General features: G+C 45.7%; 13 protein-coding genes. 7 read left to right on the forward strand and 6 right to left on the reverse strand.

Going from position 1 to position 23374, the window contains the following annotated elements:
- Positions 1-87: 87 nt before the first annotated feature.
- Positions 88-4725 (forward strand): collagen-binding domain-containing protein, encoded by a 4638-nt coding sequence (locus tag AC23N5_RS09185; RefSeq protein WP_487755321.1) that lies wholly within the window; start codon positions 88-90, stop codon positions 4723-4725.
- Positions 4726-4837: 112 nt separating this feature from the next.
- Complete coding sequence (locus tag AC23N5_RS09190; RefSeq protein WP_487755322.1) at positions 4838-10873, forward strand: beta strand repeat-containing protein; 6036 nt, start codon at positions 4838-4840, stop codon at positions 10871-10873.
- Positions 10874-10913: 40 nt separating this feature from the next.
- On the opposite strand, the gene AC23N5_RS09195 is transcribed toward AC23N5_RS09190, so the two are convergent.
- From AC23N5_RS09195 to AC23N5_RS09205, 3 genes are all read right to left on the reverse strand, one after another.
- The gene (locus tag AC23N5_RS09195; protein WP_487755323.1) at positions 10914-12404 is read right to left on the reverse strand and encodes an NAD(P)H-hydrate dehydratase; all 1491 of its coding nucleotides are present in this window, start codon (positions 12402-12404) and stop codon (positions 10914-10916) included.
- Between the two features lie 8 nt (positions 12405-12412).
- Entirely contained in the window at positions 12413-14350 is a 1938-nt protein-coding gene (locus tag AC23N5_RS09200; protein ID WP_183973628.1) for a nucleoside-diphosphate sugar epimerase/dehydratase, read from the reverse strand.
- A gap of 69 nt (positions 14351-14419) precedes the next feature.
- On the reverse strand, positions 14420-15334 hold the full coding sequence (locus AC23N5_RS09205; RefSeq protein WP_487755324.1) for a TIGR01777 family oxidoreductase: 915 nt from the start codon (positions 15332-15334) through the stop codon (positions 14420-14422).
- Positions 15335-15603: 269 nt separating this feature from the next.
- Here AC23N5_RS09205 and uvrB point away from each other — a divergent pair, with 269 nt between their 5' ends.
- Positions 15604-17625, forward strand: coding sequence for an excinuclease ABC subunit UvrB (gene uvrB, locus AC23N5_RS09210; protein WP_487755325.1), 2022 nt, complete (start codon positions 15604-15606; stop codon positions 17623-17625).
- 283 nt (positions 17626-17908) lie between these two features.
- On the opposite strand, the gene AC23N5_RS09215 is transcribed toward uvrB, so the two are convergent.
- Positions 17909-18379, reverse strand: a complete 471-nt coding sequence (locus AC23N5_RS09215) for a Uma2 family endonuclease (RefSeq protein WP_487755326.1) — start codon at positions 18377-18379, stop codon at positions 17909-17911.
- Between the two features lie 59 nt (positions 18380-18438).
- Complete coding sequence (locus tag AC23N5_RS09220) at positions 18439-19032, reverse strand: HD domain-containing protein (protein WP_487755327.1); 594 nt, start codon at positions 19030-19032, stop codon at positions 18439-18441.
- A 122-nt stretch (positions 19033-19154) separates the two neighbouring features.
- Between AC23N5_RS09220 and arfB the strand changes: the two genes are divergently transcribed.
- From arfB to nadC, 3 genes are read left to right on the forward strand one after another with little or no spacing between them, the layout of a single operon-like run.
- Positions 19155-19559, forward strand: a complete 405-nt coding sequence (arfB, locus tag AC23N5_RS09225) for an alternative ribosome rescue aminoacyl-tRNA hydrolase ArfB (RefSeq protein WP_122931736.1) — start codon at positions 19155-19157, stop codon at positions 19557-19559.
- A complete protein-coding gene (locus AC23N5_RS09230; RefSeq protein WP_487755328.1) occupies positions 19560-20105 on the forward strand; it encodes a GNAT family N-acetyltransferase in 546 nt (181 codons plus the stop codon).
- A gap of 51 nt (positions 20106-20156) precedes the next feature.
- Positions 20157-20990, forward strand: coding sequence for a carboxylating nicotinate-nucleotide diphosphorylase (gene nadC / locus AC23N5_RS09235; RefSeq protein ID WP_487755329.1), 834 nt, complete (start codon positions 20157-20159; stop codon positions 20988-20990).
- Positions 20991-21097: 107 nt separating this feature from the next.
- Here nadC and AC23N5_RS09240 read toward each other — a convergent pair whose 3' ends face one another.
- The gene (locus AC23N5_RS09240) at positions 21098-21853 is read right to left on the reverse strand and encodes a hypothetical protein (protein WP_487755330.1); all 756 of its coding nucleotides are present in this window, start codon (positions 21851-21853) and stop codon (positions 21098-21100) included.
- 360 nt (positions 21854-22213) lie between these two features.
- Here AC23N5_RS09240 and AC23N5_RS09245 point away from each other — a divergent pair, with 360 nt between their 5' ends.
- Positions 22214-22597: a hypothetical protein gene (locus AC23N5_RS09245; RefSeq protein ID WP_487755331.1), complete on the forward strand. Its 384-nt coding sequence runs from the start codon at positions 22214-22216 to the stop codon at positions 22595-22597.
- Positions 22598-23374: the final 777 nt, after the last annotated feature.

Below are 23374 nucleotides of genomic sequence, written 5' to 3' on the forward strand. Positions count from 1 at the left end.
CCATTTTTTTAGAAAAATTTTCTTTTGGTTGCTGTTGTATAGCTTCATCGTGAGTGCTTTGTTTAACAGTACTTACTCTACTCTATTATGTTGTTTCTTTACAAGCCCTATTTAAGGCTTCGCATTCATGCGTGCCTTGTTGCTCGTCGCTCTTCAAGAAATTTGAGTATTGGATGGATGTTGTCCGTACTTATAAGCTCACTCCCTTTTTTCGCGATTGCGCAAAATCCACTTTCCAGTGTGGGGAAGTTTAATATTTTTACCCAAGGGAATGCTACATTGACCAATAACGAGAGTGAAGGCCCCGTTGCTATCGGAGGCAACTTGACCGTGGGAGGTAATTACCAAATAACGACGGTCAATGTGGGTGACTTGAAGGTAGGGAATATACCAATTGGGCTCGTAGTAGGTGGCGGAGTGACGCTGACTGCTGGGCAGTTGCAAATGAATACCCAAGGGTACGTTAAAATAGGGAATTGCACTGGTTTAACGGTTTGGTATAAAGATAATAACGACGCTTTTTCGCCAATACGTATCACCAAAAATACGGAAGGGTATGCTTCGCCAAGTAGCTGGATTCAAATTAATACGCAAGCGGACGGCTGGGCTGGATATGCCCAACCTAACCAAGTAAGCAGTACCAACAACCCCGTTTGTGAAACTACTTCTATCAATTTTGCATCTGCGTTTACTACGCTAAAGGCCAATTCCTCGTCGCTTGCGCAATGCCAAGGGACGAATGTCGTAACAGAGAATGCTAATGGGGATGTTTTGACGAGTATTTCGGGACAAAACCTATACTTAGATTTGCCTGCAAGTCCGATTGCGGGCAAGCCCCGTATTTGGAATGTATCGGGAGCTGATTTGAACGCCATCAATGAACTGAATTTACGCTTTACGCCTACGGCAAGTGAGCCCCTCGTTATTAATGTATCGACGGGTACTTCCTTTACTTGGAATGTGAAAAACCAGAATGTGGGCGGGGCGATGAAGTATATTATCTGGAATTTCCCTAGTGCAACAACGCTCAATATCGAAGGAAACGCAACCATTGAAGGGAGTATCCTAGCGCCTAATGCCGCTGTGGTGAAAACGGCCAACCAATCAAATATTCAGGGACAATTGGTGGGGCAGTCTTTTGTGCATTCGGGAGGCGAAATGCACCATTACCCCTTTGAGGGAAATGTTGACTGCGGAGTTGTAACTTGTGTAAAGCCCAACGCAGGAAAAGATACAACAATTTGTGTGACGTCAATTCAGTTGAAAACACCAGCTTCGGACGAAGTTTGGGCGTTTCTTTCTTCAAATAATAACACTGCCGCCACCATTTTTACCACGGGCTTGGCTACTGGTTTGACGGTTTCGGGGCAATATAGATTTGTCCTTAGAAGACAATCTGACGCCAACTGTAGCGATACCATCGTTGTGACCAAATCGAGCTTTTTGTTGCCAACCATTACCGATAAGTCGATTTGCCCAGGAGAAAACCTGACTTTTGGCTACCAAGGGCTGTCGAATGTCAGTTACTTATGGAGCACGGGCGCAACCTCAGCCACGATTACCGTAAGCCCTACCCAAACCACCGATTACCGTGTGGCAGTTACATCTTCATCAACGGGCTGTGTATTTAGAGATACGATTCAAGTGGCGGTTTCGCCCAAACCAAATGCGGGACAAGACATCACTGTTTGTGAAACTACGGCCAAGGTAGTGGCGGCAGGTACGGGTGAAACATGGTCGTTTTTGTCTTTCAACGACCCTAATAATAGTTCAAACACCGACGTCGCGACCATTGACGCACAGGGTAATATCGCAAGTTTGGATAAAAGAGGTTTCTATCGGTTTGTATTGACCAACAGCAGTGGTTGTACGGATACCATACGAGTTCAAAAAACGACGGTCGTTGTGCCCGAAATCCAGCTGAATCCAATTTGTCCAGGCACTCAATTGACTTTTGGATATACCGATAGTACAAATTTCTCTTACGCTTGGAATACGGGGGTAACCACTGCGCGCATTACGGTACAGCCTTTGGTGACAACCGATTATTACGTCACTGTCACGTCGTTGCAGACCCAATGTACAGGCAAAGATACAATTACCGTCACGGTGCTTCCTGCGCCAAAACTTACTTTGGTGTCGTCGGTTTGTTCGTCCGATACGTCAAAATATACGACCACTGTTACCGTTGACAATGGGGCAGTCGTTACGTCAAACGCAGGTTTTGTCAGCGGAAGTGGCACGACCTTCACTGTCACAGTTGGAAGCGATACAACACAATATACCATCACGGCAACCCTAAACGGATGTCGGACTCGTCTCACGGTAAATAAACCCATTTGTAGTGCTAACTGCCCACCGATAGCAGCCCCTGTCGCATCCAGCGTAGCAATTTGTGTAGGCACAACAGCTACTTTAACAGCGTCCAATTGTGCGACGGGTACCGTGCCAAAATGGTACGATTCAGCAGCACTAACGACGGAGGTTGGCAGTGGGGTTAGCTTCACAACGCCTGTTTTGACACAGGCCCGCAATTATTACGTTGCTTGTGTTAGTTCAACAGCGTCCACTTGTAAAAGCACAGGAGTACAGGTTGGGGTAACAATGAAACCTTACCCTACTTTCAGTGGCGTTATTGCCAATTGTGCCGCGGGTAATTCAATATACTCAATTACCATTACTTCTACGGGTACTGTGACGGTAAGCTCACCGTCAGGAACTACCATCACGGGAACAGGAACTTATACCATTTCAAACGTAACCGCAGGGCAGAATCTAGTCTTGACTTCTACGTTGAATGGCTGTTCAAAAGATACGACCATCATTGCTCCTAACTGTGCTTGTATTCCAACGACTCCGACGGCATTGGCGGCAAACGTGGGAATTTGTGAAGGAGTGGCTATTCCTACCCCGACTTTTACCGCATTGGTAGGTGCAAACACCACAGTAGATTGGTACAGTGCAGCCACTGGAGGAACGCTTTTAGCTTCTAATACGCTCACATTCAGTGTTACAGCGGTAGGTACTTATTATATGCAGGCCAAAAGCACAGCCTCAGGTTGTAACAATGAAGTAAACGGAGTACGCATTCCAGTGACGTTGGCCATTAGTCCTAAACCGACGTTTACGGTGCAAGCGAAAAACCCTATTTGCCAAGGTGGGACTGCCTTGAATAATGGAAGTGTGGCACTTACGTCGGCTACAGTGGGTCAGTTCTTTGCTTTTAATACCACAGGAGCAGGAACGCTACCAACGGCAGCGTCGGAAGGTACTGAAATCAGCAGCTTGCCCACGACTATTGCCCAAAATATTGCCAATACAACTGCCTCAACTACCTATTATGTGCGGGTATTTAGCAACGAAGGTTGTTACAAAGACACCTCGGTGGTGGTAAATCCTACCCCATGCGTGGGCAACTGCCCAACCATTACGGCGGTTGATGCTACCGATACACTTTGCTCGGGCTATTATGGTGAGGGTATAACAGTTCAGGTTTCAGATACCTCTAAAGTAGTGCGTTTTGTTTACTTTGCTTCTCAACAAACGGGTACAAGCATGTATTCGGGCGGAACACTTATTCAAGAAGTAAAACCACAAGGTTCGTTGGTAAGTGCGCCAAATGGCCTTCCTGGCCTACAATTGCCCGCCAATAACGGTACAGCTCCAATCAAATACTATGTCTATGCCATTTTGAGTACACCGCCAACGAATGTGCCAAATTGCCTGCCGTTTGCCGAAAAAGTATATACAATCCTGCCGTTGCCCAAGTTTGAGCTGGATTCGATTCCTGCTTGTACGGGAGATACGACTTACACGGTTACGCTCAAGATTCCGAGCCAAGGTACCTACACTGTCACAGTGGCTACTGGTGTAGCAAGCATCGGAAATGGCCCAATTCCAGTAGGAATTACCCAGACGCTTACAGGCGTTGCGGGTGGAGGTCAAATGACCAGTTTGCAATTAAAAACAACGGGTGGAAACATCATTTTTGTACAAGATGCCAATGGATGTACAGCGGCGGCGGTAGCGCCTTCGCCATCATTTAAGCCATGCGAAGGGGCATACGACCTTGCGCTTAGTAAATCTATTGATAAAAAAGTGGCACGAATAGGTGATAATCTTACTTACACCATAAAGGTATGGAACGAGGGGCAGTCAACGGCTACCAATGTTTCGGTCAAAGATAGCCTAAACGCAGGTGTTGAGTACGTCACTTATGCCTCTGCTACTGGAAATTATGACTTTAACAGCAAAACATGGACAATTGGCTCAATCGCGCCAGGAGATACGGCGGTGCTTTTATTGGTTGTCAAAGTAGTGGCACAAGGCGTGTGGTTTAATACCGCTGAGATATGTACCATGACTGAAAAAGACCAAGATTCAACACCCTGCAATGGCAATACAGAAGAAGATGATATTGACAGTGAGTGTTTTACGGTGCCATTGGAGGTTTGTCTAGGTGATGCGATTCAAGCATCTATTCCTGAAAAATACAAAAATGTACAATGGTTTAAAGATGGTGGACAAACGCCCGTGGCTACTGGAAATGCTATTCTTATCACAGAACCAGGTACTTATACCTTTACGGCCTCGTCAAATGCCTGCCCTGCCGATGGGTGTTGTCCCATCATTGTTGAAGCCAGCAACAACTGCTGTCCTGCTGATTTGTGCGTGCCATTCACGATTAAACAAACCAAAAAAGGCGGTGTGCCCATCAAAAAGTAATAAATCTACTGCTCTATAATACATCTAAATTTTACGCCCCATGACTTCGTTTACAAGCAAATTTCGAGTCAAACCTAGGCAGATTTTCTCCACCCTGTTAAGCTCTAAGACCGTGTCTTGGTGGGTAGGAGTGTTGATGCTAGTTGTTGCTCATGCAGCCCTAGCCACCGATGTCGGTGGTCGTATTTACTGCGATAAAAGCGGTAATAATGCCTATAATGATGGTGAGGGATTGACAAGTATCCCCGTACGGGTTGTCAATAGCTCTACTGGTGCCTTACTTGGTACAGCAACTACCAATTCATTGGGAAGTTATAATGTGGCTTCTATAGCCAATGGTACCCCTGTCCGTATCGAATTTACGTATGCAGGTGTAAATTACACCAGAACAGGAACTTCGCCAACTTCCAGTCTTAACGCACAATTAACATGTACGGTAAACTGTAACTGCCCCAATAACGTACTTTCAAATCCGAGTTTTGAAGGAGGCGTATCGGGTTGGAGTTCCAGTGGTGGAAATTTCTACAGTGGTACGGGCTACCAAGTGTGTGGCAACAATAACGCATTTTTGGAAGCAACGTCTTCTAGCGCTCGATTCTACCAAAATGTTAACATTACGCCAGGAAGCACGGTATCATTGTCAATTTGGGCAGGTACGCACCGCCCAGACTTAGATCACCGCATTAAACTCAAATTTTACAATTCTGCAAATACGCTTTTAAGTAGTACGGAAGTACAGGTTGATAAAGATGTGGACTTTGGGCCAACTCCTTTGACACAGCAGTACTTCTTGAGCGGCACTGCGCCAGCCAATACCTCGTATGTACAAGTAGAGGGTACGGCCAGCGGAGACTATATTAAGGTCGATCTTGCTTGTTTGCAAGTAACGTGCCCAACCGTTACTAACCCGAACCCATCGGCTGCAAGAACAATTTGCCCAGGTACGAGTGTGGCATTTTCTGCCAGTACAACGGCGCGTAGTCCTGTGACTATTGAATGGGTTCGTTTTGATTCAGAAGTAACAAATCCATACACGGCTACAGGAAATGGTAAAACGATTTTAGGCAGTGGTGCTATCAATTCAGGTTCGGCGTCGTTGTCTTCTTCTAATTTCCCTGCTGTAAATGGACAAGTAAAAACATACTATGTGTATGCTTGTTTGAAAGGAGCAACAGCTGCCTGTCAACCTTGGGTAAAATACCAAGTAGATGTGTTGAGACCGACCGTTTCGGCCACTGGTGGCTTGTTGAAGTGTGTGCCATCTACCGTGCAAATTACGGCAGTAGGTAGCCCAACAAGCGGTGTAACCTCTGCCTACGCTTGGACGGGTCCTAACTCTTTTACAAGTGCTTCGGCCAACCCGTCGGTTTCGGCGGCAGGTACTTACACGGTGACGTATTCGGCAACGAAGTCGGGCGTAACTTGTACGGCTACTGATACCGCTATTGTTACAAGTATCGTTTCTACGCCTACCGTAAGTCTTAATACTTTAGAGTTGACTTGTACAAAAACAAGTGGTACACTGACGGCCACTGCGGGGAACTTAGGCGGTGGAACAGCCTCTTACGCTTGGACAGTACCGTCGGGAGTGACTAACCCAGGCAACGTGGCTAGTTTTAACGTAACCACTGCTGGCAACTACTCCGTAACTGTTACTAACTCAAGAAATGGATGTACTGCTTCTACCTCTAAGACTGTAACAGAAGATAAAGCCCAGCCAACAGTTTCACTGAACACCGTTACTTTAACTTGTGTAACGACTAGCCAAACCTTGACCGCAACGGTGGGTGGCCTTAACGGCGGAACGGCCTCTTATGCTTGGACAGTACCATCGGGAGTAACTAACCCAGGCAATGTGGCTAGTTTTAACGTGACAGTAGCAGGTACGTATTCAGTGACGGTCACAAATTCTAAAAACGGTTGTACAAGAGCGGCAACTACGACAGTCACTGAGGATAAAACGCCCCCAACGGTAAGTTTGAATACAGTTGTGCTTACTTGTGCGTCTGCTAGTCAAACCTTGACAGCAACGGTAGGTGCTTTAAATGGCGGAACGGCATCGTATGTTTGGACAGTTCCTGCGGGAGTGACCAACCCTGGCAACGTAGCTAGTTTTGCTGTGACAGTAGCAGGTACGTATTCTGTCGTAGTAACAAATTCTAAAAATGGTTGTACAAGAACAGCTTCAACGACAGTGACTGAGGACAAAGCACTGCCAACTGTTTCTTTGAATACCCTTAAACTCACTTGCGCATCGCCAAGTCAAACATTGACCGCTACTGTGGGCAATTTGGGTGGCGGAACAGCCTCGTACGCTTGGACAGTACCTGCAGGTGTGACCAATCCTGGCAACGTAGCAAGTTTTGCGGTGACAGTAATTGGTACGTATTCGGTGGTTGTAACAAACTCAAAAAATGGTTGTACGAGATCAGCCTCAACCACAGTAACCCAAGATAAAACTCAACCTACTGTTAGTTTGAACACCATCAAATTGACGTGCGTAGCACCAAGCCAGACCTTGACTGCCACCGTGAGTGGCCTGAACGGCGGAACTGCTTCGTATGTTTGGACTGTTCCAGCGGGTGTGACTAACCCTGGCAACGTAGCAAGTTTTGCAGTGACCGTGGCAGGTACTTATTCGGTGGTAGTTACAAACTCAGCCAACGGATGTACTAGAAACGTATCAACCACAGTAACCCAAGATAAAACGGTTCCAACCGTACAGGTGAATGGAGGCGAATTGACGTGTTCGACCTTAAACCTAACACTCTCTGCAAATGCTTCATCAAATGTAACCTATGCTTGGACAGGTTTAGGCGTAAATGGCCAAACTACGAAAGATGTGACGGTTTCTGCCTCAGGTGTTTATCAGGTAACTGTTACGCACATCGGAAGTGGATGTACAGCAAGTGACACCGCTATTGTGTCGCAAGACGTTAATCGCCCGATTGTGGTGGCAAATGGTGGAGAAATCAACTGCGTTAAATCGTCAGTGACAATCTTAGCCGAAGCAGCGCCTCCAGGGGTAACTTACTCATGGACGGGGCCTAACAGCTTTACCTCGACGAATGCTTCTATTACCGTTCAACAAGTAGGTGTTTATACCGTAACGGTCTTAAATCCTGACAACGGCTGTACGGCATCAGATACGGCAGTAGTGAGTGAAAACAAGACCCTTCCCAACGTGGACGCTGGTCAAAACAAAACCTTGACCTGCGAAGTCACTTCGGTAAAATTGGACGGCAGCAGCACAACGCCAGGCGTTACTTATAGCTGGACAGGGCCTGTGGGTGCTACATTTGCGCCAAATGCTTCAATTCCAACACCAACCGTTACATTGCCAGGTACTTATACCTTGACTGTAACAGGGCCTAATGGATGTGTGGCCACGGATGCGGTAGTGATAGATGAAAACAAAACCAACCCAACGGTTTCGGTGGCAGGTGGGGTGCTCACTTGTATCAAAACAGAACTGACCCTGACGGCGGTGGCGTCTAGCGGGGTAACATACGTATGGAGTGGACATCCATCGGTGAATGGACTAACCACCTCAAGCGTTGTGGTGGATACCATTGGTTCTTATATCGTAACGGTAAGAAATACCATCAACGGTTGTACGGCTTCGGATACCGCGATTGTAACGGAAGATATTACCAAACCAACGGTGGATTTGAACACGATTAAATTGACTTGTGCATCACCAAGCCAAACCTTGACAGCCACTACGACCAATGCAGGCGCAAATCCAACTTATACGTGGACAGTGCCAAGTGGCGTAGCAAGTCCAGGTAATGTAGCGAGCTTTGCCGTAACGAAAGCAGGGTCATATTCAGTTTTGGTTACAAATCCTGTCAATGGCTGTTCGGTTAATGGAAGTACACTCGTGACGCAAGATACGTTAAAACCAACCGTCGCTTTGAACCCACTTACCTTGACGTGCGCAGCGCCTAGTCAGACCTTGACAGCAACTGTGACCAATGCAGGAGCAAATCCAACTTACGCATGGACAGTGCCAAATGGCGTAACCAACCCAGGTAATGTAGCAAGCTTTGCCATAACAAGTGCAGGAACATACGCTGTTGAAGTAACAAGTGCCGCCAACGGCTGTAAAGCATCGGCTACAACAACCGTAGCTGCTGATACGGCCTCGGTAAGAGTTTCACTTAATTCAGTGACACTAACTTGTGCATCACCAAGCAAAACCTTAACTGCCACAGCTACCAACGCAGGTGCAAATCCTACGTATGTTTGGACAGTACCAAGTGGAGCTACAAATCCAGGAAATGTGGCAAGTTTTAGTGTTGTCAATGCTGGAACGTATTCGGTTGAAGTAACAAATAACACAAACGGTTGTAAATCAACGGCATCAACTTCTGTGCTTGCTGATACCGCCAAAGTGATTGTATCACTCAATACAATTAAGTTGACGTGTACCAATCTAAGCCAAACCTTGACCGCCACTGCTACTAATGCAGGCGCTAATCCTACGTATTCATGGACAGTGCCAAGCGGTGTAACAAACCCTGGCAACGTCAACAACTTTGTCGTTTCTAAAACAGGATTCTATTCGGTTGAAGTTACCAATGCCATCAATGGATGTAAAGGTACGGCCATTACAGGGGTAACAGCAGATACTACCAAAGTAACGGTAGCGCTAAATGACGTAACGCTAACGTGTGCAAGCCCAAGCAAAACGTTGAAAGTAACTGCTGATAACGAAGGAACCAACCCAACCTACGTATGGAGTGTGCCAAGTGGTGTAACCAATCCTGGCAATGTGGATAGCTTAGTGGTAACTCAAGGAGGCGTTTATTCGGTGATTGTGACCAATAGTGCCAACGGATGTAACGCTTCGGCGAGCACAACGGTGGTACTTGATACAACAAAAGTATCGGTAACGTTGAACCCAATTACATTGACGTGTAGTGCACCTTCTCAGACGCTAACGGCTACGGTCGTAAATGCAGGTACATCGCCAACGTACATTTGGGGCGTGCCAGCGGGGGCTACCAACCCTGGTAACAACCCAACGACAGTTGCTTCAGTAGCGGGTCTTTACACAGTAGAAGTAATCAATACCCTCAATGGATGCCGTGGCAATGCAAGTGAAACAGTGTTGAACGATACCAACCGTGTGACTGTAGCGCTTAACCCGTTGAACTTAACTTGTGCTACTCCTACAGGAACGCTGACCGCAACCGTGAACAACGGCGGAACTACGCCTACCTACACTTGGCAAGTGCCACAAGGGGTGGCTAATCCAGGTAATGTAGCCAGCTTTGTCGTAAGTGTAGCAGGTACTTACTCTGTTGAAGTAACCAACAGAACAAACGGCTGTAAAGGAACAGGAATTACGACCGTAAGTGCTGATACAACCAAGCCACTCCTCGAAGTGTCAGAACGTAGTTGCGCATTGAACCTCGGAACGTACTCAGTGAAGGTAATTTCTAACGGAATTATCACTACAACTCCTCCTTACGCGGTGGTAGATAACGGCGGTGGTTTGTTCACCATTTCGGGTATTCCAGCAGGGCAGAGTGTGTTAGTAACCGCAACAGCTACCAACAGCAATTGTAAAACAACCCTCGAAATTGCTGCCCCTGATTGTAACTGTCCTACCGTGAATCCTCCAATTGGCTCTAGCCAGTCGTTCTGCGAAGGGGATAGCGCTACAAAATTGACGGTTGTGGTAGGAGCTGGTGAAACTGCTGACTGGTATAGCAGTGAAACAGGTGGTACCAAATTGGCCGATGGTACGTTGGAGTTCAAACCTACTGCCGCTGGTACGTATTGGGTAGAAGCTCGTAAAAATGACGGTTCAAACTGTATTAGCTTGCGTATTCCACTTACATTGACTTACTATCCTAACCCGACGGTAGTTGTAAGTGAGCAGCCTAAGTGTAGTGCAGATCGCCAGACTTATAGCTTTACGGTGACATCGAACGGAACGGTTACGGTGGATGCAGGACAGGTAACTAACAATCAAAATGGCACATTCACAGTGTCAGGAGTACCTATCAACAAAGACGCAGTGGTAACGGCCACATCAAGCGATAGTTGTAAGGCACAGTTGACGGTGAAAGCCCCAGATTGTAGTTGTCCTCCACCAAAATGTATTCCTTACACGGTGACAATTAAGAGAAAGTAAAAGGGTAGAAAAATAGAGCGTAGCGAATGGGCTGGTGTAATTACCAGCCCATTTCGTTTATAATATCGGAAGCAATAAGGCCAGGTTGGGTGCATTTTTGGGCGGCTCGGTCGCCTGCTGCTCCGTGCTGATAGACCCCAAAAATAGCTGCTTGATGGGGAGGAATGCCTTGTGCCAATAACCCCGTGATGATACCTGTAAGCACGTCGCCGCTACCTCCCGTTGCCATACCAGGGTTGCCCGTTGAATTAAAATAGAGGGTGCCGTTGGGCAATGCCACCGCGGTATGAGCCCCTTTGAGGCAGACAATCACTTGGTGTTGTTGGGCAAATGTTTGTAACAAAGAAAGTTTGTCAAAATCATCTTGCCAAGGATGTCCCAAGAGGCGTTGAAATTCCTTTGGATGTGGTGTTAAAATGGAATTAGGAGGGAGTAATGTGAGTAGCTCTCGGTGTTCACTGAGTAAATTGAGCGCATCGGCGTCAAAAACAGTAGGTTGTGTGAGCTTCGGCAAAAGTTCGCGGAGGAGCTGAAGGGTGAGTGGGTCTTTGCCTAGCCCAGGCCCGATTCCTACGGCGCTATAACCGTCTATGTTGGGTACAGTGGTATTGACCATCCAATGCCAGTCGGGCAAGGCCATTGCTTCGGGCAAACTCGTTTGTAAAATGTCGTAACCACAACGCGGAGTTTGAACCGTCAATAAACCTACTCCTGAGCGTAAGCAGGCTTTGGAAGACAGCACAATGGCGCCTATCTTTCCGTAACTGCCTCCAATGAGCAGTGCGTGCCCAAAAGAGCCTTTGTGGGCGTATTTCTTTCGTCGGTTTGAGATTTTAAAATCGTAAATGAAGGAGGCCGTGCTGAAAAAATAAGGAGTAGCCGTAGCTTCGGCATACGCAGCACTCAGCCCAATGTCCACCACCTGCCATTCTCCTACGTACTCGGCCGACTGCGGCTGCACAAAAGCTAGTTTGGGGCACTGAAACGAAACTGTATAGTCGGGTTTGATAATGATGTCCGATAGCGCGTTGGGGGTATCTGCCAAAAGCCCACTGGCAATGTCCACTGCGATGATGGTGGCCGAGGAATCATTGATTTTTTGAATAACTTCGGCCAAAAATCCTTGTGTAGGACGCGACAACCCTGAGCCTAAAAGGGCATCAATCACCAACGACTGTTGGGCGAAATGGGGAATGTCCGTGCTTTCTGTGATCCAATGAACGGTTGTCATTGGGTGAAGCCGTGCTAGATTCGCTTCAAAATCAGCTGACCCTCCAGCACTGTGCTTAACCACAAAGATGTGGACATTGTAGCATTTTTGGAGTAATAACCGTCCGATGACGAGGCCGTCGCCGCCATTGTTGCCCATTCCACATACGACGTTGATGGTGCAACGGTCGTCAAACCGTTCGCAAAACCACTTGACAAAAGCAGTAGAGGCGCGCTCCATCAGCTGGAGCGACGAAATAGGCTCGTGAGCAATGGTGTAAGCATCCCATGCCCGAATTTGGGGAACAGTAAATAGTTTCATTGATTGACTTAGCTCAATTCCAGACCATCAAGCTCTTCGTATTCTGAATTGTTACTGATAAACTCAGGAACAACCGTTTTAAGGTACGTCACCATTAGGGCTTTATCGCCCTCCCGAAGTGCTTTTTTGAGGTCTTGTAGCGCCGCCGAAATTTCCCCAAATGGTTGCTCATCGACTTGGGCAATCTGAATTTTGGGGTGGTAGGTTGGCAGGGTATGTTCTTTGTCGCTGAGGAGTTCTTCGTAGAGTTTTTCGCCTGGACGCAGTCCTGAGTACGTAATCTGAATGTCCTTATCGACTCGTAATCCTGACAATTTTATCATCTTTTGGGCCAAGTCTGCAATGCGAACAGGCTCGCCCATGTCAAATACAAAAATCTCTCCACCGTTGCCCATGCTGCCTGCTTCCAACACCAATTGACAGGCTTCGGGGATGGTCATAAAATACCGAATGACGTCGGGGTGAGTCACCGTAATAGGCCCGCCTGCTCGTATTTGTTTTTGAAAAAGGGGCACAACGGAGCCGTTGGAACCAAGTACGTTGCCAAAACGGGTGGTGATAAAGCGGGTACCTTTGAGAAAACGATGATTGAGACTTTGGACATACATTTCCGCCAGCCGCTTGGTCGCGCCCATCACGTTGGTAGGATTGACGGCCTTGTCGGTTGAAATCATTACAAATTTTCTGACGTTGGTTTCAACGGATAAATCAGCGATGATTTTTGTGCCAAAAACGTTGACCTTTACGGCTTCGTAAGGATGCTCTTCCATCAATGGAACGTGTTTGTACGCGGCGGCATGAAACACAAACTGGGGCGTATATTGACGAAAAATATGCCGCATTCGCACTTCATCAGTGACGTCGGCTACTTGCACAATCACCCGCGTGGCATCGTCGAGGAAGCGGCGGAAATGCTGTTTCAGTTCGTTTTCAAGGTCATATAGCCCTGATTCGGACTGATCGATAAGAATCAAGGTTTCTGGTTTGAACCGAATAAGTTGCCTAACTATCTCACTACCAATTGACCCCGCCGCGCCAGTTACAAGGGCAGTTTGTCCTGAAAGTTGGCGGATAATGTTTTGATTGTCAAGTAGAATAGGGTCACGTTCGAGCAAGTCTTCAATCCGAATGTTACGAATGTCGTCCGAACGAAGCTGGTCGCCATTGAGTCGTTCGTACATGGATGGAACGACTTTGACGATGATGTCTTTTTTCAAAAACCGTTCGATGATTTGGTTTTTGCGGTGAGGTTTTATTTGATGAATGGCCAAAACGACTTCTAGGTCGCTGGTGATTTCGTCTTCCACAAAGCGTTTTATGGCTTCGCTTTCGGGATAAACGGGTACCCCTTCAACGGTTTTGAAACTAAGAGAAGGGTTATCATCAATGAATCCGACAATTGTATATTTTTTGTGCCGATTGCGGAGGAGGGTATTTTTGGTCAAAATTCCAAGCGTACCCGCTCCATAAATCAGAACATTGACCTTCTCGCCAGGAGCATTGGCAATCAGGGTTTTGTAGATATTTTTAACCAAAAAACGGCTCGAAATCATCACCGACAATGAAATGAAATACTCGATAATGAGTATTGAAATCGGGATATAAAAAACCGCATTGTCGGTGCTATGGCTTAAAAAAGTAGAACCAATGATGGTCAAGATACTACTTGCAGTCGTGGCTTTAAAAATGAGCGAAGCATCCTCAACGCTACTGTGCCGAACGATGCCCGTATATGACCGAAAATAAAGAAAACAAAGCAAGCGATTGACCAATAACGCCACCAAATAGTACTTGTACAATTTCCAATTAATGTTGGAAACATTGAGGTTGAATCGTAAAATACAGGCAATGACAAAGGATCCAATAACCACGCCGCCGTCAATCGCTAAAATGAGATGACGGGATACAAAGTGGTTTGAATACTTAGTCAGAATACGTTCAATCATATTGGGTAAAGCGTACTTTTTCAAAAGTAAAAAATCATTTTCAATAAGCCTCACTTACTGACCCAGAATTTACTTTTCGTACAGGTGGCTGAGGGCTTTTTTTAGGTCTTCAAATTGGTAAGCGAAGTTGGTTTCGGCCTTGATTCGGTGATTAAGCACGTAATTTCCTCCAATGACTAAGTTGGCCATTTCTCCAAATACGGCTTTGAGCACAAAACTTGGAATGTTGGGCAACCAAAGCGGGCGGTCTAACACTTCGGCTATTTGACGGGTGAGGACGGCGTTCGTCACAGGCGTGGGCGCTACGGCGTTATAGGCTCCCCGCCAAGCAGGGTTTTCGAGGGCTTCGATGTACATTCGGCACAAATCGTCTATGTGTATCCACGACGTCCACTGCTTGCCAGAAGCAAGTGGCGCACCTACGCCCCACTGAACGGGCAGCGCAATTTTGGGCAGCGCTCCTCCTTGCGTACTCAGAACGATGCCCGTACGGAGTTTTGTCGTGCGAATCCCAATATTGTCAATTAGCTCGACGGCGTTTTCCCAATGCCGCGTCACGTGGGCCACAAAATCAGTTCCAGAAGGGGTTTGTTCAGACACGCGCACATCACCCGTATCAGCCCCATAAAATCCAATCCCCGAAGCCGACACGCAAGCTTTGACGTGGTAGGGGCGCTCTTGAAGTTTGCGCGCAATCAGTTCAATGCTTTTGGTACGGCTTTGAATAATCTCTTGCTTACGACTGGCAGTCCACCGTTGGTCGGCGATTCCAGCCCCAGCGAGATGGATGATGTAGTCGGCTTTACGAAGGGCTTCCTCTTCGATGAAATTTTTTTCAATATCCCAACGGTAAATTTTGACGTTTGGGTTGTTTTGTTGTTTTCGGCTTAAATAGGCCACTTGATAGCCTTTTTCAAGGAGTAGGGTGGTAAGACGACGGCCAATCATGCCCGTTCCGCCAGTAATTAAAACAGTTTCCGCCATAGTGATAAAAAGAGAGTATATGGAACATAACTAACGGCGGTGGGGAATCGTTGCGGTAGCGGAATAAAAAATTGTCCAGTTTTTGGGATAACTTTGGCACGATGCTTGTGTAAACAATAATTAATATAATAGAGTAGGGTAATTTGGCATTAGCCCCGTTTCATTGGAACGGGGCCATGTTTTTTTTAAGGGGGTGTAAGTTGTCTTTGAAAAACAGAACTTTTGTGGCTATTTTGGGTGTTATCTAGGCTTATACCTCTTCTATTAATATGCCATTTAAAATCATTTCCACCTATCAACCTACTGGAGACCAGCCCCAAGCCATTGCACAGCTTGTGGAAGGTGTTCAAAACGGCGAACCTTCTCAAACACTTCTTGGGGTAACGGGTTCGGGAAAAACATTTACCGTTGCCAATGTGGTAGCGCAGATCGACCGCCCTACGCTGGTGTTGAGCCATAACAAAACCCTCGCCGCGCAGTTGTACGGAGAATTTAAACAGTTTTTTCCCAACAACGCGGTCGAGTACTTCATTAGCTACTACGATTATTACCAACCCGAGGCTTACATTGCAACGACCAATACCTACATCGAGAAAGATTTAGCCATTAACCAAGAGATTGATAAACTTCGGCTTTCGACGGTGTCATCGTTGATGTCGGGGCGGAGAGATGTATTGGTGGTGGCGTCGGTGTCGTGTATCTATGGAGCAGGAAACCCTGAAGAATATCGAAAAAGTATCGTGCGGGTAGGCGTTGGAGAACAAATCACCCGCAATCAGTTCCTGTTTCGTTTGGTTGAAATTCTTTACAGTCGGACGGAAGCCGAATTTGCACGGGGAAACTTTCGGGTAAAAGGCGATACGGTCGATATTTATCCAGGCTATGCTGATTTTGCTTATCGTATCATTTTTTTTGGTGATGAAATCGAGGAAATTCAGCGTATTAATCCCACCAATGGCAAAAAAATATCGTCCGAAAAGATGGTGGCCATTTTTCCTGCCAACTTATTCGTGACAGGAAGGGACGTTTTACTAAATGCCATTCGCCATATTCAGGACGATTTAGTGGCGCAAATTACTTACTTTGAAAAAGAAGGGCGGTTGCTGGAAGCCCAGCGCATTCGTGAACGAACGGAGTTTGACCTAGAAATGATGCGCGAATTGGGCTACTGTTCGGGTATCGAAAACTATTCACGGTATTTCGACAATCGGAAACCAGGCGAACGGCCGTTTTGTCTGCTCGATTATTTCCCCGAAGATTTTTTGCTAGTAGTGGATGAAAGCCACGTGACGATGCCCCAAATTCGTGCAATGTGGGGCGGCGACCGCTCCCGTAAAGAGTCATTGGTCGATTTTGGGTTTCGTTTACCAAGTGCGATGGACAACCGACCGCTGACCTTTCAAGAGTTTGAAAACTTGGCAGGACAAACGATTTTTGTGAGTGCAACTCCTGCCGATTACGAACTTCGACGGACGGATGGCGTGGTAGTAGAGCAAATTATTCGTCCAACGGGCTTGCTTGATCCCGAAATTCAAGTGCGTCCGAGCCTCAATCAGATTGATGATTTGTTGGAAGAAATCGACAAACGTGTCAAGCGAAATGAACGCGTTTTGGTTACTACTTTGACCAAACGAATGGCAGAAGAGCTGAGCAAGTATTTGGAGCGGGTAGGCATCAAAGGACGATATATTCACTCGGAAGTAAAAACCCTTGATCGGGTCGAAATCTTGCGTGATTTGCGCTTGGGGGCATTTGATGTGCTAGTAGGAGTAAACCTTTTGCGGGAAGGGTTGGACTTGCCCGAAGTGTCGTTGGTGGCAATTATGGATGCCGACAAAGAAGGCTTTTTGCGGGATATTCGTTCGCTCATTCAAACCATTGGGCGGGCCGCTCGAAACGAAAACGGAAAAGTGCTCATGTATGCCGACCGAATGACGGGCTCGATGCAAAAGGCGATTGAAGAAACCAATCGCCGTCGAGAGATTCAGATGGCGTACAATACGGAGCACGGAATTACGCCCAAGACGGTCTTCAAGAGCCGTGAGGCCATCATGGAACAAACGTCGGTGGCCGATTCAAAACCATCGGCAAAACGTTATTACGTAGAACCAGAGGAGGTTCGGGTAGCTGCCGACCCAGTGGTGCAGTACATGGCAAAACCCGAATTGGAAAAGCTAATTGCGGAAACACAACGCAAAATGGAAGCCGCCGCCAAAGAACTCAATTTCTTGGAAGCTGCCCGTTATCGCGACGAATTGTTGCAATTGCGAGAAAAACTGAAGAAAGAATAAACGCTCTCTAACATAACAATGCTTGCGCTTTATCCAGGTTAAACGCATTAAAAAAACGGCCTCGGAGAGGCGTAACATTTGTAGATTTAATCAAAAATTTTGAGTCATTCAAAACGGCCTCGGAGAGGCGCAACATTTGTAGATTTAATCAAAAATTTTAAGTCATTCAAAACGGCCTCGGAGAGGCGTAACATTTGTAGATTTAATCAAAAATTTTGAGTCATTCAAAACAGCCTCGGAGAGGCGCAACATTTGTAGCAAAGTTTCGTACACCCAACGGTTTTTAATTCCGAAAAATAGAAGCTAAAGGTAATGTAAAATTGACCGCAGGGTCGTGGAGTACATCGTCGGTGTAAGTCTTTCTTTGACCATCAGGGGTAAGAACGATAATCATGCGCACGGAAGGCAAAACAAGCCAGACACTTTTGACTCCCGCAGGAAAATATAGCTCAAAAGCTTTTTGGGTTAAGTCGGTTAATGCTTGCTTTGGCGAAAGAATTTCAATGGCTAGAATGGGAGGGTGATTGTAAAAAATAATGTCGTTGAGCCAATCAACGGGTAGGTTATTGAAAACCGAAATGTCAGGTTTACACTTGCCAGTAGAGAGTTCTAATTCCAGTTCAGGAAAAATATCATACTCTGCGTCGTATTTGTCAAGAGCAACCCCAATTCGGTGAATAAGGCGTGAGTGATTGACAGACATAATATCTTCGGATTGAAATTCTTCAATGAGGTCAAAAGTTGTTGAAGCCATAACGAAAATAGTTTTTCCAAATTTAATGAATTCTCCTCTAACATAACAATGCTTGCGCTTTACCCCAGAAGCCGTTCTTTGATTTCTTTAATCCGTTGTTCCTTCTTGGGTTGTCGGTATTTTTTGGCAAAGGGAGTATGGTACGTGTGCGATTCCAAAAATTTGATCTGAATTTCGTCCCATTTTTTGCGGTCATGGAGCATGTCCATGTTTTGAAGTTCTTGAAATAAACTTTCGCTAATGGGGTTAAAATCGCTACGTCCTAGATAGTCCAAGTCGGCGTCGCACAAGATTTGTTCGATTAAATTTAGCGGTTGTTGAGGGACTTTGGTAGAGATAATAAGCCCATTAATAAACACAATTTCAATACTGGTAAAGCCAAAATTGGGAAGCAGTCGCTTGGCAATTTCAATGCCTTTCTCTTCATGCCCCTGATAGGTTTCGGTAAAGCCTATATCGTGAATAAGGGCGCCAGTGAGTAATAGTTCGGCCTCGGGCTCTCTGAGCGAAAGCCGTTTAATATACTGACGACAAACCGATAGCACATCACGGACGTGGTGAATCCCGTGGTAGGTAAGTTTGGGTGAGAGCTGCTGCGAAAGCTCGGCTAACACAAACCGTCGAAGTTTTAAAAATCGCTCAAAAGGTGCCATCGGTTCAAATAAAATAACGCTGGGAAGAGTGTTGGTTGCGACAAATTACTGAAAAGTCGTATTCTATCAAATCTTTGCGCCGCAAACTGCTATTTTTGTGCAAAATTTCAACGAAATTAACCATGTTTGACCCAATAAAACTCCATTCCGAACTTGTCTTTCAAACTGCTCGCAGTGGAGGCAAGGGAGGGCAAAATGTCAATAAAGTCGAGACCAAAGTTGAGCTGCGTTTTGACGTTTCGCAATCGCTGCTACTGACCGAAACCGAACGCGCGCTTTTGCTACAAAAACTAGCCAATCGCCTGACAACCGAAGGCGTGCTGGTGTTGACGCACCAAACCGAACGTTCTCAGTTGGCCAATCGGGATAAAGTAGTCAAAAAGTTTAACGAACTTATCAAAAAGTGCTTTGAAGTGGCCAAGCCCCGCAAAGCCACCAAACCCTCTGCCGCAGTGATTGAAAAACGTCTGAAAGAAAAACAACGGCAGTCAGACACCAAAGCCATGCGCCGAAAAATTACGGAATAAATGATAGAAAACAGCTTTGATATTCAGCAACTTAATGATTTTGAGACCATCCAAGATTTAGGTTCTCGAACTTATTTTCCTCATTATACCCATTTGTGGTATGATACCCAAGGGATTGAATGGTACATGGAACGCTGCTTCGGAGACAATGCGCTCAAGGCGGATTTTGAAAACCCAGATTTATTGTATTTTGCAGTGCGGCTCAACGGCGAAAACGTGGGTTTTCTTAAACTTGTAAAACACAAAACACCCTTTGAAAATCAGCCGAAAGAGTCGTTTTTGTACCTCGAAAAAATCTATTTTCTCAAAGAAGCAACGGGACTTGGGTTGGGGCAAAAAGCGATGGCTTGGGTAGATGAACAAGCGCGTCAATGGGGTATTAACAAGGTTTGGTTAATGGCGATGGATTCGTCCCTAAAAACGATTCAGAGTTATGAAAAAGCAGGTTTTGTGAAAATAGCGACAACACGCCTTGACGATGAAGTGTTTTGTCGGCTACGTGCAGAGCTTCGAGGCATGGTGGTGCTGCAAAAAGTGCTGTTCTGAAAAACCACCCCTTTGCTTTTTTATTCTCCCGAAAACCCGCACATTTGCGGTATGGATATACGTGATTACATTCGTTTGGCCCTTGCTGAAGACGTAGGCGATGGTGACCATACTTCGCTCTCGACCATCCCCCGTGATGCGGAGCGACGGGCGCGCTTGCTCGTAAAAGAAGACGGTATTGTGGCAGGTGTTGAGGTTGCCAAAATCATTTTTGAAGAAGTTGACCCGCTGTTGGAAGTAGAAGTGTTTATCAATGACGGGCAAGCCATCAAAAAAGGTGACATCGTGCTTCATGTCAGTGGAGATGCTCAGTCAATTCTGAAAGCAGAACGGCTGGTACTCAATACGATGCAACGAATGAGCGGTATTGCTACTTACACCCATTCGCTGGTACGTCTTTTGGACGGCTTGCCAACCAAACTACTTGATACGCGCAAAACGACGCCTAATTTTCGCCTATTTGAAAAAATGGCGGTTAAAATTGGGGGAGCTGTGAATCACCGATACGCGTTGTACGACATGATTCTTATCAAAGACAACCACGTCGATTATGCAGGAGGAATAGAGGCCGCTATTAACCAAGCTAATGCGTATTTGCAACGCACGGGGCGACAGCTACAGATTGAAATTGAAGTGCGTAATCTTGCGGAGTTAGAACAAGTGTTGCAGATTGGACAGGTTCAACGTATCATGCTCGACAACTTTAGCCTTGATGACCTTCGCACGGCGGTTCAACGAGTGGCTGGAAAATACCCTACCGAAGCTTCGGGGGGAATTAGAGAAGAAACCCTGCGTGCCGTAGCCGAGACGGGCGTTGATTATATTTCGTGCGGCGCTTTGACCCACCAAATCAAGAGCTTGGATTTGAGTCTAAAAGCTTATTAGCACACCTTCCCGAAAGTTAAAAACTTTCGGGAAGGTTATTCTCTTTCGGAAGGTTGTTAGGGAATTAGCTCAACTTCCCGAAAGCTCTAAGCTTTCGGGAAGTTAGATTACCGAAGTACTTTAAACGTAACTCCTACCAAAAACATATCTGAACGATACCGAAAACGGCGAACATCGGCCACAAGCTGTTTGTTGGACGTGCGGTACTCGTTGGTATTAAAGACATAGCCAGCTTTTAACCCCAGCCGTTCGGTGATGTGTAAACGGGCATAAATTTCGGTCGTAAGATTGCCAACGGCATTGTCGCCAAGGAGTTGTACATTGGGCGAAGTCGGCTTTGCTTGCTGATAAGTCTGGTGCAAATTGAGCGAATCTACTTTGTTATACCCCGTTGTTGAAGAATAAAAGCCTGATTTTTTGCCTCCGAAGGCCAGTCCAAGAATGTCGGCATTTACGCCAATATCTACCTTATCAAAAACAGAAAGCTGTATTCCTAAGTTAAAATTGAAGGAAGTGATACCCGCCGATACTTGCAATGTATCAATGTTTCGTAGCAGCAAGGGGGCACTCAAGGCGCTGAAGCCCGTTTTTCCACGAGATTGAGACGCGGGGGCAGTAATAAAAGGGAGGTTATTGCCGCGAAAATGAGTACCCCGTATGCCCCAACCGACTTGAAATAAGCCCTTTCGGTCAATTTTTAAGTATTGATGATATTGAGCATTGGCAGACCAGGTAGCGGTGTTCCACGCACCTGCTACATCTACGTAAGAGACGAGGCGGGCGGTGGTTTGGGCAAATGTGGTGGATGAAAAAGCAAAAAGCAATGCGCTTAATGACGAATAGAGTAGAATTTTTTTGTTCATGAATCGAGGAAAAAGACGTGACGGCGTGATAGAACCGTAAGTTGCACAAAAAAACATCTTTCTCCGCCAAAGGCCAATAATAGCGACTGTTTTTTTCGCTTTAGACCTAAAAAAGCCGAAAACAAGTGTTTTCGGCTTTTTCCTTCTAACCTAACCTATGAGAAAAAGTTGGCACTATTGAGTGCTAATTCAACCAAACCCGTTACAAAGGTCGCGGCTAGAGCTGATAAATTTTAGCGTAGAAATACGCGTTTTTTTGTTGCGTAACTCTACCTGTCAAAATTTATTTAACGGTTTGGACTTCCTTGGTCAACAGTATATCTTGCAACCTTGTTCCACAACTAATACCCTACAAACTTCATGAAAAAAGCTGGTAAAATATTCTCTGTCAAAGAGATTGCACAGGGCCGTAAAAACTTTGAGGCAAAACACCAAGGCCAAAAAGACCTACGTAAAGCCGAATACTTTAGCCGTGAGATACTTGAGACACTGCTCAAAGTAGATGGCTGCGACGGGATTCGGATTTATTATGGACACGCACCCGAAAATAAAGAGGGTGATATCGACTTTTCGGTCGTAGGGAATGAACAGCCGCGCTTGTTTTTGGTGCCCGTACAGATTGGCGTTGATGGCCTTGGTCGCGACATGAAATTTAAAATTGACACCACTGGCGAAAAAGATGGAGAAGGTGAGCCAGGCGGTGCTGGCGGGGGAGTTCCTTGTCCCAATTTCTGTAATCCATAAAAAGGATGATTCAACGATTTATTTCTTATCTAGCAGACTTTAGTGTACTAATTCCAGTAGTTTTTGCTTTGTTGTTATTGAAGACAACAAAAGTCTCACATTTGGATAAGACCAATAAGATTATTCTGGGGTTTGTACTGCTAACGTTATTGAGAAATGGTTTAACGTCTATTTTAGCACAAATAGGCGTTTTTAACATTTATATCTATAACTGGTACAATTTAATTAGTTTCGTTTTAGTAGCGGTTTTGTATTATTTAACCTTTCAAAACCGCTACTTTAAAGGGCTTGCTCTGTTGCTGTTGTTCGTTTCAATATTGATAGCTTGTTTGGATTTGCCGTCATTGTTGGACGTTAAGACTGTAAGTTTTAATAATTTTTCGTATCATGCTTCGGGCGGTTTTACCATATTATTAATTCTTATTTACTATTTTGAGCTGTTAAAATATTTAACAGTGCCCAAACTGGGTTCTTCCCCCTTGTTTTGGTTTAGTTCGGGCGCGTTGTTTTATTATTCTGGAACAATATTTTCATACATTTTTATTAATTACACTTTTAATAATTTGGCATCCAGAGACCAATATTGGGTCGTAGATGCCTTGTTATCAGTTGTGTTAAATATCTTCTTGACGTTTTCAGTTTGGTATATGAAACCTCGGCCTAGTTAGAGCTTTTGGCTATAGGAAAGAGAAATATATGCCGTTTACTAAAAAAATATAGCTTCCCTCGTTTTTCTCCGTATTTTTGACTGTATATAACGCCAGTCGTTTTGCCCCT

The organism is Runella sp. R5_40 (assembly GCF_057652295.1).

Coding starts and splice junctions, on each gene's coding strand:
- nadC (WP_487755329.1), top strand. CDS start 20,157: ATGGATATACGTGATTACATTCGTTTGGCCCTTGCTGAAGACGTAGGC.
- AC23N5_RS09220 (WP_487755327.1), bottom strand. CDS start 19,032: ATGGCACCTTTTGAGCGATTTTTAAAACTTCGACGGTTTGTGTTAGCC.
- AC23N5_RS09230 (WP_487755328.1), top strand. CDS start 19,560: ATGATAGAAAACAGCTTTGATATTCAGCAACTTAATGATTTTGAGACC.
- AC23N5_RS09205 (WP_487755324.1), bottom strand. CDS start 15,334: ATGGCGGAAACTGTTTTAATTACTGGCGGAACGGGCATGATTGGCCGT.
- AC23N5_RS09240 (WP_487755330.1), bottom strand. CDS start 21,853: ATGAACAAAAAAATTCTACTCTATTCGTCATTAAGCGCATTGCTTTTT.
- AC23N5_RS09195 (WP_487755323.1), bottom strand. CDS start 12,404: ATGAAACTATTTACTGTTCCCCAAATTCGGGCATGGGATGCTTACACC.
- AC23N5_RS09200 (WP_183973628.1), bottom strand. CDS start 14,350: ATGATTGAACGTATTCTGACTAAGTATTCAAACCACTTTGTATCCCGT.
- uvrB (WP_487755325.1), top strand. CDS start 15,604: ATGCCATTTAAAATCATTTCCACCTATCAACCTACTGGAGACCAGCCC.
- AC23N5_RS09185 (WP_487755321.1), top strand. CDS start 88: ATGTTGTTTCTTTACAAGCCCTATTTAAGGCTTCGCATTCATGCGTGC.
- AC23N5_RS09215 (WP_487755326.1), bottom strand. CDS start 18,379: ATGGCTTCAACAACTTTTGACCTCATTGAAGAATTTCAATCCGAAGAT.
- AC23N5_RS09245 (WP_487755331.1), top strand. CDS start 22,214: ATGAAAAAAGCTGGTAAAATATTCTCTGTCAAAGAGATTGCACAGGGC.
- arfB (WP_122931736.1), top strand. CDS start 19,155: ATGTTTGACCCAATAAAACTCCATTCCGAACTTGTCTTTCAAACTGCT.